Origin of the sequence: Pantoea sp. EA-12 (assembly GCF_030053355.1) — a bacterium.
In the GTDB taxonomy this organism is placed as follows: Bacteria; Pseudomonadota; Gammaproteobacteria; order Enterobacterales; family Enterobacteriaceae; genus Pantoea; species Pantoea vagans_C.
Genome location: NZ_JASGBY010000002.1, coordinates 156,319 through 168,732 on the forward strand (window position 1 = coordinate 156,319; position 12,414 = coordinate 168,732).

Annotated in this window: 11 protein-coding genes; 4 read left to right on the forward strand and 7 right to left on the reverse strand. The window is 53.6% G+C overall.

Annotated features, from left to right (window positions below):
- The first annotated feature begins 186 nt into the window (after positions 1 to 186).
- A complete protein-coding gene (sanA, locus tag QMZ30_RS03410; protein WP_283226418.1) occupies positions 187 to 906 on the forward strand; it encodes an outer membrane permeability protein SanA in 720 nt (239 codons plus the stop codon).
- Between the two features lie 63 nt (positions 907 to 969).
- Here sanA and mglC read toward each other — a convergent pair whose 3' ends face one another.
- From mglC to QMZ30_RS03445, 7 genes are all read right to left on the reverse strand, one after another.
- Positions 970 to 1,980 carry a galactose/methyl galactoside ABC transporter permease MglC gene (mglC, locus tag QMZ30_RS03415; RefSeq protein WP_039333782.1) on the reverse strand — a complete coding sequence of 337 codons (1,011 nt, stop codon included), beginning with the start codon at positions 1,978 to 1,980 and terminating at the stop codon, positions 970 to 972.
- Positions 1,981 to 1,998: 18 nt separating this feature from the next.
- On the reverse strand, positions 1,999 to 3,519 hold the full coding sequence (gene mglA, locus QMZ30_RS03420; protein WP_058969231.1) for a galactose/methyl galactoside ABC transporter ATP-binding protein MglA: 1,521 nt from the start codon (positions 3,517 to 3,519) through the stop codon (positions 1,999 to 2,001).
- A gap of 71 nt (positions 3,520 to 3,590) precedes the next feature.
- On the reverse strand, positions 3,591 to 4,586 hold the full coding sequence (mglB, locus tag QMZ30_RS03425) for a galactose/glucose ABC transporter substrate-binding protein MglB (protein WP_039333780.1): 996 nt from the start codon (positions 4,584 to 4,586) through the stop codon (positions 3,591 to 3,593).
- Positions 4,587 to 4,888: 302 nt separating this feature from the next.
- Positions 4,889 to 5,929 carry an HTH-type transcriptional regulator GalS gene (gene galS / locus QMZ30_RS03430; RefSeq protein ID WP_283226419.1) on the reverse strand — a complete coding sequence of 347 codons (1,041 nt, stop codon included), beginning with the start codon at positions 5,927 to 5,929 and terminating at the stop codon, positions 4,889 to 4,891.
- Positions 5,930 to 6,071: 142 nt separating this feature from the next.
- Positions 6,072 to 7,232, reverse strand: a complete 1,161-nt coding sequence (gene yeiB / locus QMZ30_RS03435; protein WP_283226420.1) for a DUF418 domain-containing protein YeiB — start codon at positions 7,230 to 7,232, stop codon at positions 6,072 to 6,074.
- Positions 7,233 to 7,284: 52 nt separating this feature from the next.
- A complete protein-coding gene (gene folE, locus QMZ30_RS03440) occupies positions 7,285 to 7,950 on the reverse strand; it encodes a GTP cyclohydrolase I FolE (RefSeq protein ID WP_039333777.1) in 666 nt (221 codons plus the stop codon).
- 125 nt (positions 7,951 to 8,075) lie between these two features.
- Positions 8,076 to 9,206 carry a YbfB/YjiJ family MFS transporter gene (locus QMZ30_RS03445; RefSeq protein ID WP_039333776.1) on the reverse strand — a complete coding sequence of 377 codons (1,131 nt, stop codon included), beginning with the start codon at positions 9,204 to 9,206 and terminating at the stop codon, positions 8,076 to 8,078.
- A 104-nt stretch (positions 9,207 to 9,310) separates the two neighbouring features.
- Between QMZ30_RS03445 and ptrR the strand changes: the two genes are divergently transcribed.
- The 3 genes from ptrR to fghA all read left to right on the forward strand — a co-directional run bounded on the left by ptrR (position 9,311) and on the right by fghA (position 12,374).
- A complete protein-coding gene (ptrR, locus tag QMZ30_RS03450) occupies positions 9,311 to 10,222 on the forward strand; it encodes a putrescine utilization regulator PtrR (RefSeq protein ID WP_283226421.1) in 912 nt (303 codons plus the stop codon).
- Between the two features lie 172 nt (positions 10,223 to 10,394).
- Positions 10,395 to 11,519 (forward strand): S-(hydroxymethyl)glutathione dehydrogenase/class III alcohol dehydrogenase, encoded by a 1,125-nt coding sequence (locus QMZ30_RS03455; RefSeq protein WP_283226422.1) that lies wholly within the window; start codon positions 10,395 to 10,397, stop codon positions 11,517 to 11,519.
- Between the two features lie 12 nt (positions 11,520 to 11,531).
- The gene (gene fghA / locus QMZ30_RS03460) at positions 11,532 to 12,374 is read left to right on the forward strand and encodes an S-formylglutathione hydrolase (RefSeq protein ID WP_283226423.1); all 843 of its coding nucleotides are present in this window, start codon (positions 11,532 to 11,534) and stop codon (positions 12,372 to 12,374) included.
- The last annotated feature ends 40 nt before the right edge of the window (positions 12,375 to 12,414 follow it).

Consider the following 12,414-nt stretch of genomic DNA (forward strand, 5'->3'; position numbering starts at 1 on the left):
CCTCATGGGGCCTACTCCTGGTGCAGGCGCGTTGGCTACATGCATTCACCTCAGTCACTTACTTCAGTAAGCTCCTGAGGATTCATGCACTTGCCGCCTTCCTTCACCAGGAGTAGGCCCCATGAGGGGACTCGAATTATTTTGGGTATAGCCATCCGATTTTTCACCAACCGAGTGCTTACGCGCATGATTAAACGCGTTTTCTTTGGTCTGTTTTTCATCATCTTATTGATGGTGGCGACCGCGCTCGGCCTGGATCGCTGGATCAGCTGGAAAACCGCCCCCTTTATTTATGAAGATGTCACCTCGTTGCCGCATCGTCAGGTCGGTGTGGTCTTAGGCACCGCCAAGTATTACCGCACCGGTGTGATTAATCAGTATTACCTCTATCGCATTCAAGGCGCGCTTAACGCCTACAACAGCGGCAAGGTGAACTATCTGCTGTTGAGCGGTGATAACGCGCTGCAAAGCTATAACGAACCGATGACCATGCGCCGTGACCTGATTAAAGCGGGTGTCGATCCTTCGGACATCGTGCTCGATTATGCCGGATTCCGTACGCTGGATTCGATCGTGCGCACACGCAAAGTGTTCGATACCAATGACTTCATCATTATTACTCAGCGCTTCCACTGCGAGCGCGCGCTGTTTATTGCCCAGCACCTGGGTATTCAGGCGCAGTGTTATGCCGTCCCGTCACCTAAAAATATGCTGTCGGTGCGTTTCCGTGAAGTCGGGGCTCGTTTAGGGGCGCTGGCAGATTTGTACCTGATGAAACGTGAGCCTCGCTTCCTCGGGCCGCTGGTGCCGATTCCAGCCGTGCATGAAGTGCCGGAAGATGCGCAGAGTTATCCAGCGGTCACGCCTGAGCAACTACTGGATTTGGAAGATAAGTTGCAGAAGTGAAGTGAGGAAAAAAAAGGCCGCGATAGACGCGGCCTTTTGCTGTGATGTTGCTGTGTGTCAGTCTTATTTTTTACGTGCGTACTTCAGTGAATCCAGCGCTACCGCAAAGATAATGATGCCGCCCTTGATGATGTACTGCCAGTAAGGGTTAACACCGATATAGGTCAAACCGTAGTTGATCACGGTGAAGATGATGACACCGGTCACCACGCCTGCCACCGTGCCCACACCACCGGCAAACGACACGCCGCCGACCACACAGGCCGCGATCGCATCCAGTTCATACATAAAGCCGAGGTTGTTGGTGGCGCTGCCGATACGGCCCGCTTCCAGCATCCCACCGAAGGCATAGAACACACCGGACAGGGCATACACCAGAATCAGGTTTAACGGGACATTGACGCCAGAAACACGTGCTGCCTCCGGGTTACCACCGATAGCAAAGATGTTCTTACCGAAGCGCGTTTTGTTCCACAAAATCCACACGAAGATGATAGCGATAATCGCGTAGAAGGTGATGAACGACAGCTTAAAGTCACCAAAGCGCAAGAAGCCCTGAGCGAAGTTGGAGAAACCTGAATCAAAACCGGCAACCGGTGAAGCGCCCACAAAGTCGTAGTACAGCGAGTTAATACCGTAAACTATGATCATGGTGCCCAGTGTGGTGATAAACGGCGTCACCTTCAGGTAAGCAATGATCACGCCGTTCACCAGGCCAATCACACCCCCGATGATGCACACGGTCAGAATAACCAGTGGAATCGGCACGGTATCCAGATGTGGGAATACCTTGTTGGCGTTGTCCATCGATTGCAGCAACGTGGCGGCCACTACCGCGGCCAGGCCAACCTGACGGCCCGCTGACAGGTCGGTACCCTGCGTAACAATCAATCCTGCCACGCCCAGCGCAATAATAATACGCACTGAGGATTGGGTCAGAATGTTACTCAGGTTCATTAAACTTAAAAATGTCGGATCCTGGAAGATAATAATCGCCAGCAGTACCAACAGGACAACGTAAATGCCGCCCTCTTTTAACCAGGTTAGCGCATTCTTTTTAGTAGTCGCTTTCATGTTAAAGCCCTTGCTTCATTAAAGGTGTAATGACGCTAAACGCAGGATTTCATTCTGCGAGGTCGTTTTGGTCTCGACAATGCCCGCTACCAGGCCATTACTCATCACTAAAATACGGTCGGTAATGCCCAATAACTCTGGCATTTCAGAAGAGATAATAATGATGCCTTTCTCTTTCTTCGCCAATTCTGAAATAAGCTGGTAAATTTCGAATTTCGCCCCAACGTCAATACCGCGCGTCGGTTCATCAAGCATCAAAATTTCCGGCTGAGTTAATAACCAGCGACCAATAATGACCTTCTGTTGGTTACCACCGGAAAGCGAACCAATTTGCGTATGATGACCCGGCGTTTTAACACGCATCGAATCAATCACCCATTGGGTATCACTTTTCATCCGTTTGTTATCAAGCAGCCCCATGCTGGATTTATACTTTTTAATATTGGAAATAAGCGAGTTAAAGCCAATATCCAGATAGGCATAAATACCGGTTGAGCGGCGCTCTTCCGTCACCAGCGCAAAACCATGGTTGATGGCTTCATTGGCACTGTGATTATTAATCGCTTTGCCGTGCAGCTTAATCGTGCCGCCCGACTTCTCGCGAATACCAAACAAGGTTTCTACGATATCGGTACGCTTCGCGCCGACCAGCCCCGCAATCCCCAAAATCTCGCCTTTACGCAGGTCGAAGGAGATATCGCGAATCGATGGCTGGCGCAGCGAGGTTAAATGACGCACCTCAAGAATGGTTTCCCCCGGCACGTTGGTTTTGTCCGGAAAACGCTGGTTCAGTGAGCGACCCACCATCATGGCGATGATCTTATCCATATCCAGCCCTTCCAGCGGCTGGGTGGCGATCCACTGCCCATCACGTAAGATGGTAATCTCATCGCACAGTTGGAAAATTTCTTCCATTTTGTGCGATATATACACAATGCCGCAGCCGCGATCTTTCAGCTTACGGATAATCGTAAATAAGTGGTTAACTTCTTTTTCGGTCAGCGACGACGTTGGCTCATCCATAATGACGATTTTCGCGTCATAGGAGAATGCCTTGGCAATTTCAATCATCTGCATTTGTGAAACAGACAGATTGGCGACTTTATCGCGCGGATCGATATCAATATCTAATTCATCAAAGATCGCTTTGGTATCGCGATACATTTTATCCTGATCGACAAACACACCTTTACGCGGATAGCGGCCAAGCCACATGTTATCCATCACGTTGCGTTGTAATACCAGGTTTAATTCCTGATGCACCATTGAGACGCCGTTTTCCAGCGCTTCTTTGGAGCTCTTGTAATCAATTTCTTCACCCTGAAACAGGATGCTCCCCGTATCCTTTTTATAAATCCCAAACAGGCATTTTAATAATGTGGATTTCCCGGCGCCGTTTTCGCCCATTAAGGCATGGACAGAGTGCGGCCGCACTTTTAAATTCACATTATCTAAGGCTTTCACCCCTGGAAATGATTTCGAGACATTCGTCATCTCCAGCAGATATTCACGCTGTGTGGTCGGATTCTCACTGGCCATAATTTACCTGGCTAAATAAAACGTGGGTCAGATGCAATAAGGCGCGGCAAACCTGCCGCGCCCAGGACGGATTACTTCACAAATTGAGACAGGTTTTCTTTATCTACTGGTACGTAAGGAACACGTACAATTTTGTTTTCCATCTTGAAGGTAGTACCCGCAGTTGGCTCTTTGCCATCGGCCAGGTTCTTCGCGATATCAATGGTGGCTTTCGCCTGGTTTTCAGCATCGTTCAGTACGGTACCGGCCATCGCGCCAGATTTCACCAACGCCAGGGCTTCTGGCAGGGCATCCACACCAAACACTGGAATGTTGGTTTTGTTGTGGGCTTTCAGCGCTTCAACCGCACCCATTGCCATCGCATCGTTGTTAGCGATGATCACTTCAATTTTGTTGCCGTTCGGGCCAGACAGCCACGCATCAACTTTGTCTTTCGCCTGTGCGGTGTCCCACATCGCGGTATCCATCGCCAGCTGCTGCGTTTTCAGACCATCGGTGTTCAGCGTCTCGATCACGTATTTAGTACGTGCTTCGGCATCTGGGTGGCCTGGTTCGCCTTTCAGCAACGCAAATTGAATCTGGCCATCTTTGTTCAGATCCCAGGCTGGTGTCGCTTTCCAGTGTTTCTCGATCAGCTTCGCCTGGATGATACCAGACTCTTTAGAATCGGTGCCCACGTAGTAGGCTTTTGGATAGCTGGCCAGCACTTTAGCGTTAGGTTCTTTGTTGAAGAACACCACTGGCACGTCGTTGGCTTTCGCTTTGTCGATCACTACAGCCGCAGCTGCAGGGTCAACCAGGTTGATAGCCAGCGCTTTCACGCCTTTGGCCATCAACACGTCAATCTGGTCGTTCTGGGTAGACTGGCTGTTCTGCGAGTCATTCATCAGCAACTGAATGCCACCCAGTTTTTTGGCTTCGCTGTCGATGTCCTTGCGAACCATAGACATAAAGTTGTCGTCGTATTTATAAATGGTCACGCCAATGCGGGTATCGGCGGCGTGCGCAGTTGCACCAAACATCATGCTGGCAACCAGTGCTGTGAGCGTGAAAACCTTCTTATTCATGGTATCTCCGGTTTTTATGTAGGGCATATCATCGCGCTGTGCTGCCTGCGGGCAACCAACGCAGTCGGTCAAACTCATTTATGGGGCGGACGCGTAACGCAAAGCCGGGCCACCATCGCAATCCTGACTTCCCTGTACGTAAACGCTTCCTGAAGAGTGTTGTGAACTATTTCAATCGGCTACTGAAACCTGACCGGAGAAGGAAGACCCGGCGTTACATGATGTTTCAGTCCGGTAAGACGCTGCCATCATAGTGAGCGCCATGTTAATTAACTGTGAATGTAATCACAGATTGGAAACGGTTACACTGCGCTATCGCCCGAATTAGTGACCGACTCCACAATTTGCCGCTGGGCAACCGAATGGCGACGAACCACCGTAGGCATAAAGCAGTGGGTGGACTCAGGATCCAGCTCTCCGGCAGCACCTTTCAACGCCAGTTCAGTCGCAAGTTTTGCCATGGAAACAATAGGATAGCGAACCGTGGTCAGTTGCGGATCGGTATAGCGCGAGATGGGAATATCATCAAAACCAATCACCGAGAAGTGCTGCGGCACCTGAATGCCATTGTCTTTTAACGCGGTCAGTGCCCCCGCCGCCATGCCGTCACAGTAGGAAAATACGGCGGTTAAGTGCAAGTTGCGGCCCAGTAACTCAACCATAGCCGCTTCCCCGCCTTGCATGTCCGGTTCCCCTAGGGCAATCCAAGACTCCTGCGGACGAATCCCCTGCTCTGACAAGGCCTGCAGCCAGCCTTCGCGCCGCTGTGTCACGTCCTCAATGGGATGGCTGGAGCTGAGATAACCGATGCGTTGATGCCCCTGTTGTAACAACATGCGCGTTGCCATCAACGCTCCGGTGACATTATCAAGGCAAACACAGCGGTGCTCATAGCCGGGAATAGTTCGGTTTATCAATACCATACCCGGAACCTGGTCCATAAAACCGGTCAATTCTGCGTCTGAAAGCGTTTTCGCGTGCACCACCAAGGCGTTACAGCGCTGGCGGATCAATACCTCAATGGCATGGCGTTCTTTCTCTTCCTGATGCCAGGAGTTGCTGATTAACACGTGCTTGTGCACACGCTGTGCCACGGTGTCTACTGCTTTGACCAGCGCGCCAAAGAAGGGATCGGAGACATCCATCACCACGACACCGATGGTGTCGCTGACTTGGGTGGCCAAGGCTTGCGCGTTGGCGTTGGGGCGATATCCCAGTGATTCCACGGCCTGAAGCACAGCTTCACGGGTATCGGGGGTGACTGCACTGCTGTTATTGAGCACACGCGACACGGTGGCTACTGACACACCGGCCTGACGGGCGACATCTCGGATCGTTATCATGCAGCTGTTCCACAGAGGAAGAAAATGCGCGACGGGCGCGTAACGGCGCTATTCTGTCAGGGCATTTTGTTCCGCTGCGTGAATTACGTCACACGGATGAAAACGGTTACATACAAATCTGCAACCTTTGTGATGAACGTCATTATCTGATGCGGGGAGAATTCTCGGGTTTTCCTGCGGCGAGTCGCGTTAGCTTACGCCAGATCCACTCCATTGGCCCCTGAGGGAAATAGCGTAGCCATAGCACCGAGAACAGGATATTGACCAGCCATACCGCAGGCACCAGCGCCAGCAGGTGCAAGCGATCGAACTTCAGGAACAGGTTAAAGCGATAGAATAAGGTGGTGCAGATCAGAGTCTGTAACAGGTAATTGGTCAGTGCCATGCGGCCGACGCACTGAATAGCGTGGCTGAACCGCGTATGACCGATTTGCGGCCAGAATCCAAAGCAGAGAGCGGCATAACCGAGGCTGACAAACGGGCTGGCGAGATCGCGCGGCAGTTGCAGTAAGAAACCACTCCAGCGAAATTCCCAATCCAGCAGCCACTGCGCCACAATGCCGGGAATAGCGATCAGCCAGCCCATAGTCAGCAACAACGCGGCCGAACGACGATAGTGCTGTACGCTAAATTCTCCTTTCAGCCAGCCGCTACGCATCAACGCGGCGCCAATCAACATCAATCCTGCCAATTGCCAGCCATACTGTGCCGCGAGGGCCATCAGGCTGGAAGAGAGGTGATCAAAGCGATTCTGTACCGCTTCCCATCCACCGATTAGCTTCCAGTAGCTTTCGTACTCGATATCTGCGGCACCCGGCAACCACGAACGGCCCGGTTCAGTGCTGGAGATGCCCCAAAACACCAGCAGCACGCCGCACCCCATCAGATAGAGCAGCGTCCCCGTTTGCAACAGCGCCTTATCCGAAGGGACTTCGCGCAGCATGCGCCAGATAATCAGGCCGATCAGACCGTAGTCGAGCAGGATGTCACCTTCCCAGAAGAAGATGGCATGAATGAACCCCAGCAGAACCAATAACGACAGGCGTGCCGATATCCAGCGACTGCCACGCGATATTTGCAACGAAAGGCCGGCACCAAACAGCAAAGCAAACAGCGTCAGAAACTTCAGCTGCGCCAGGCCATCCATGACCGCCCAGGTCCAGGCATCAGACAGCGACAGACTCCCCCGCCACGCCGGGTTGAGATAAGCCGCAGACGGCAAGCCAAAACCGACGATATTAAGCAGCAGAATGCCGAGAATGGCGCAACCACGAATGAAATCCAGCGCGAGATAGCGTTGCATCGAGTGCCCTGAAGAGAGGTGAAAACGGGCGGCAATGTGCCGCCCAAAGGAATTAGCTGTGACGTACCGCGCGCAGGAACTCCTGACGCGTGTTCTGGCTGGACTTGAACAAGCCACCCAATGATGTGGTGGTGGTGGCGCTGGTGGCATCTTTCACGCCGCGCGCTTTCACACAGTAGTGCACCGCATCAATGGAAACCGCGACATTGTTGGTACCCAGCAGAGTTTGCAGCGCCACCAGCACCTGTTGAGTCAGGCGCTCTTGCACCTGCGGACGCTGAGCAAAGAACTGCACAATACGGTTGATTTTCGACAGACCAATCACCTTCTCTTTCGGGATATAAGCAACGGTGGCTTTACCATCAATGATCACGAAATGGTGTTCACAGGTACTGGTCAGGGTGATATCGCGCACGGTGACCATTTCATCGACCTTCATCTTATTTTCGATGACGGTGATTTTCGGGAAATTGGCGTAATCCAGCCCTGAGAAAATTTCATCCACATACATCTTAGCGATGCGATGCGGCGTCTCCATCAGACTGTCGTCTTCCAGATCCAGATTCAACAGCTGCATGATTTGGGTCATATGACCGGCGATTTCACGCTTACGGGCTTCGTCATCCATTTCGCGCACCGGGGCGCGTAAAGGCGTTTCCAGACCACGCGCCAACAGCGCTTCGTGAACCAGGGCGGCTTCCTGACTTAAGGTGCTCATCGTACTCTTTCTCCGGCAGGTGATGCGCCCGCAGGTCTTAGCCTGCGGGGGAATTTCTGAGCGCGTATTGTGAAACACAACGCGCGCTTAATCCAGCAATCAATCCGATTGGAGATGAAAGCTTTTCATGGTGTCGAACGACGTAACACCAGCAAGCCAGCCACGATCAAGCCTGCTCCGGCCACCCATAATGCCGGGTCGAGTCGATGCCACAACAGGCTGGAAATCCATGACAGCAAGGGACCGCCCAACTGCCCCACCGCGTAACCGGTGGTCAGTAATCCTGCCAGATAGCGCGCATGATGCGGTGCCAGCTCACGGCCATATTGCAGTGCAAGCTGCACCACACACAGGAAGCCGCCGCCCACCAACAAAGCACCGATTAACAAGCCGTTCAGGCCAGGCATCACGATGGTGGCGATAACGCCCAACGCCTGTGCCCACAGCACGAGTGCAAGGCGCACATGGCTACTGCCCCAACGTCGCGTCAGAATGCCCAGCACGATACCGATGACCGCCGCGCCACCAAACACAGGCCAGACAAATTGCGCTAATGCACTATCCGGGAAGCGGGCTGCCGTCATTTGCGAAAGGAAAGTCGCGGGCAAAATGTAGCCAAAGCCCGCCAGGCTATAGCTCAATACCAGACGCTTCAGATTGCCATTCAGTACCAAGGGTGCAGGTGCCTGATCGGGGCGATGTAACTGACCGGTGCGCGGCAGGAAGCGGGCAATGGCGGCAATCAACAGCAGCGCCAGCAGACCGTAAGCGGCCCACGCAAAGGTCGCACTCGCGCCACTGGCATGCAGCGCAACGGCCAACATGCCGCTGATAAAGATGCCGGTGCCAGGCCCGGCAAACACGGCAGCCGAAAGGCCTGATCGTCCATGATGCAACAGTTGTTCGTTGCTCCATGCGGCAACCAGCACCATCGCCCAGCCGCTGGCGCAGCCTATCAGGAAGCGGATCAGGCCGTGCAGCCAGGGGCCGCTGACACAGGCAGAGAGCAGCGTCAAAATCACCGCCCCCCAAACGCCCGCCTGCAAACGCCACTCAACGCGCTGACGCGCGCGCATGGCATCAAAGGAACCAAACAGATATCCCAGATAGTTGAGCGCCGCCACCAGACTGGCGCTGGTCAGGGTCAGTTGATGATCCTGGATCATTAACGGTACCTGCGGCGTGAAAGCAAACCGCCCAATACCCATCGCAACCACTAAACTTAAAAATGCGCTAAGCGCGACACGAAACGCCATTCTGACCTCAGTTGATGATCTTTTTATACTTGTCAGCAGCATGCATGACGTTTACACTCACGAAAAGTGAATAATATTAACCAAGTTGTTTACGAGAAGAGAATATGGATTTAGTACAACTTCGCATGTTCTGTTCTGTGGCCGAGACCGGTTCGCTGGCACGCGCCGCAGAATTACTGCATCGCGTGCCCTCCAATCTCACAACACGTCTGCGCCAGCTGGAAGAAGAGATTGGCGTTGACCTGTTTATCCGTGAGAAACAGCGTATCCGCCTGTCGCCAATGGGGCACAATTTTCTTAATTACGCCCAACGTATTCTGAGTCTGAGTGATGAAGCACTGAATATGGCGCGCGCCGGAGAACCGGGTGGCAACTTTGCTTTCGGTTCCATGGAAAGTACGGCAGCCACGCGCTTGCCCGCCCTGCTGGCGGCTTATCATCAACGATTTCCCACGGTGGCGCTATCGCTGGTGACCGGTACCTCGGGCGATATCATCGATAAAGTGCGCGCTGGCACGCTGGCAGCCGCATTAGTGGATGGCCCAGCCACCCATGATGACCTCAATGGTTGCATCGCGTTTCGGGAAGAGATGGTGCTGATCACCAGTCTCGATCACGGACCGATTCACAACGCGCGTGACACGCAGAACGACACGCTGTTTGCTTTTGGCAATAGCTGCTCGTACCGCACCAAACTGGAGTCCTGGTATCGCGAGAGCCAGACTTCACCGAATAGCGTGATGGAGATTCAGTCCTATCACGCCATGGTGGCCTGCGTAGCGGCCGGTGGCGGCGTGGCGATGATCCCTGCGTCGGTACTGGCGCAAATGCCTGCGCGCGCACGCGTACAGGAACATACCTTGCCACCCGCGTATCGCGACACCGCCACCTGGCTGATGTGGCGCCGCGATGCCTTCACGCCGAACGTGGAAGCACTGAAGTATTTGATTATTGAAATGTTTGACGACCGCCCGCTCAACGACGAATTACTGCACCCGTTGCAGACCGTTGAGTGAATTCATACCCAAAATAATTCGAGTTTCAGGAAGGCGGCAAGTGCATGAATCCTCAGGAGCTTACTGAAGTAAGTGACTGAGGTGAATGCACGTAGCCAACGCACCTGAAAGTTGAAGTATGAAGGGTATATTATTAATTTTGAATCACGACACCCTTAGGAAGAAAGATCGCATGAACATGATTAAAACCCGTGCCGCCGTTGCCTGGGCAGCTGGCGAACCGCTGAAAATTGAAGAAGTGGATCTGATGCCACCGCAAAAAGGTGAAGTGCTGGTGCGCATCGTGGCGACTGGCGTATGCCACACCGATGCTTACACCCTGTCAGGCAAGGATCCTGAAGGCGTGTTCCCGGCGATCCTCGGTCACGAAGGCGGCGGTGTGGTGGAAGCCGTGGGCGAAGGCGTCACCAGCGTGGCGGTCGGCGATCACGTGATCCCGCTTTACACGCCAGAGTGTGGCAAATGTAAGTTCTGTCTCTCAGGCAAAACCAACCTGTGTCAGGCGATTCGCTCGACGCAAGGTAAAGGTATGATGCCTGATGGCACCACGCGCTTCTTTAAAGACGGTCAGCCGATCTTCCACTACATGGGGACGTCAACCTTCTCTGAGTACACTGTGGTACCTGAAATCTCTCTGGCAAAAATCAGCAAAGAAGCGCCACTGGAAGAAGTGTGCCTGCTGGGTTGCGGTGTCACCACCGGCATGGGCGCGGTGATGAATACCGCCAAAGTGAAAGAAGGCGATACTGTCGCGATCTTCGGCTTAGGCGGCATCGGTTTGTCCGCGATCATTGGCGCGAAAATGGCCAAAGCCGGTCGCATCATCGGTATCGACCTGAACACCAGCAAATTCGATCTGGCGCGAAAACTGGGCGCTACTGATCTGATCAACCCGAAAGACTACGATAAGCCGATTCAGGATGTGATTGTTGAGCTGACCGATGGCGGCGTGGATTTCTCCTTTGAATGTATCGGTAACGTCAACGTGATGCGTTCAGCACTCGAGTGCTGTCACAAAGGTTGGGGCGAATCCGTGATTATCGGCGTGGCCGGTGCAGGTGAAGAGATTTCAACCCGTCCATTCCAGTTAGTGACCGGTCGCGTATGGCGTGGTTCGGCATTTGGTGGCGTGAAAGGCCGTACCCAGCTGCCTGGCATCGTGCAGGATTATCTTGATGGCAAATTTGCATTGAATGACTTCATCACGCACACCATGCCGCTGGAAGAGATTAACGACGCCTTTGACCTGATGCATGAAGGGAAATCGATTCGTTCGGTGGTGCATTTCAACAAGTAATCAGGAGACTTTATGCCATCCACTTTGGAACTGTTGGAAGAGCACCGCATTTTTGGCGGCTGGCAGCAGCGCTGGCGTCATCAGTCAGCCGTATTGAACTGCCCGATGACCTTCAGCATTTTCTTGCCACCGCCGCAGGATGATGCGCCACCGCCAGTGGTGTGGTTCCTCGCGGGGCTGACCTGCACCGACGAGAACTTCACCACCAAAGCCGGTGCGCAGCGCGTTGCCGCTGAGCTGGGTCTGGTGCTGATTATGCCGGATACCAGCCCACGCGGTGATGAGGTCGCCAACGACAACGGTTACGATCTCGGCCAGGGGGCGGGCTTCTACCTGAATGCCACCCAGCAGCCTTGGGCAGCGCACTATCGCATGTTTGATTATCTCAGCGAGGAGTTACCTGCGCTGGTCGCCGATAACTTCAAGCTCAGCGATCGTCAATCGGTGATGGGACATTCGATGGGAGGACATGGCGCGCTGGTGCTGGCGCTGCGTCTTGGCGGGCGTTTTGCTTCGGCATCGGCGTTTGCGCCTATCGTTAACCCGACGGAAGTGCCATGGGGACAAAAAGCGTTCAGCGCCTATTTGGGTGAAGATCGCCAGACCTGGCGTGAGTGGGACAGCTGCCTGTTGATGCGTGAAGTGGAACAGCGTTTGCCGATCTTAATCGACCAAGGGGATAGCGATCAGTTCCTGGCGGACCAGTTGCGGCCAGATCGTCTGGAAGCCGTGGCACGTGAGCAAGGTTTCCCGCTGGAATTGCGTGTGCAGCCGGGCTACGACCACAGCTACTTCTTCATCGCCAGCTTTGTCGAAGACCACCTGCGCTTCCACGCGAAGCATTTGTTGGTGTAATACCTTCAGGAGCGTGCCACGCACGCTCCTGAATTCGGGC

Bases quoted from the DNA above. Each gene is read 5' to 3' on its own strand.
- galS (WP_283226419.1), bottom strand. From the start codon at position 5,929: ATGATAACGATCCGAGATGTCGCCCGTCAGGCCGGTGTGTCAGTAGCC.
- folE (WP_039333777.1), bottom strand. From the start codon at position 7,950: ATGAGCACCTTAAGTCAGGAAGCCGCCCTGGTTCACGAAGCGCTGTTG.
- ptrR (WP_283226421.1), top strand. From the start codon at position 9,311: ATGGATTTAGTACAACTTCGCATGTTCTGTTCTGTGGCCGAGACCGGT.
- mglB (WP_039333780.1), bottom strand. From the start codon at position 4,586: ATGAATAAGAAGGTTTTCACGCTCACAGCACTGGTTGCCAGCATGATG.
- yeiB (WP_283226420.1), bottom strand. From the start codon at position 7,232: ATGCAACGCTATCTCGCGCTGGATTTCATTCGTGGTTGCGCCATTCTC.
- QMZ30_RS03455 (WP_283226422.1), top strand. From the start codon at position 10,395: ATGAACATGATTAAAACCCGTGCCGCCGTTGCCTGGGCAGCTGGCGAA.
- QMZ30_RS03445 (WP_039333776.1), bottom strand. From the start codon at position 9,206: ATGGCGTTTCGTGTCGCGCTTAGCGCATTTTTAAGTTTAGTGGTTGCG.
- fghA (WP_283226423.1), top strand. From the start codon at position 11,532: ATGCCATCCACTTTGGAACTGTTGGAAGAGCACCGCATTTTTGGCGGC.
- mglA (WP_058969231.1), bottom strand. From the start codon at position 3,519: ATGGCCAGTGAGAATCCGACCACACAGCGTGAATATCTGCTGGAGATG.
- sanA (WP_283226418.1), top strand. From the start codon at position 187: ATGATTAAACGCGTTTTCTTTGGTCTGTTTTTCATCATCTTATTGATG.
- mglC (WP_039333782.1), bottom strand. From the start codon at position 1,980: ATGAAAGCGACTACTAAAAAGAATGCGCTAACCTGGTTAAAAGAGGGC.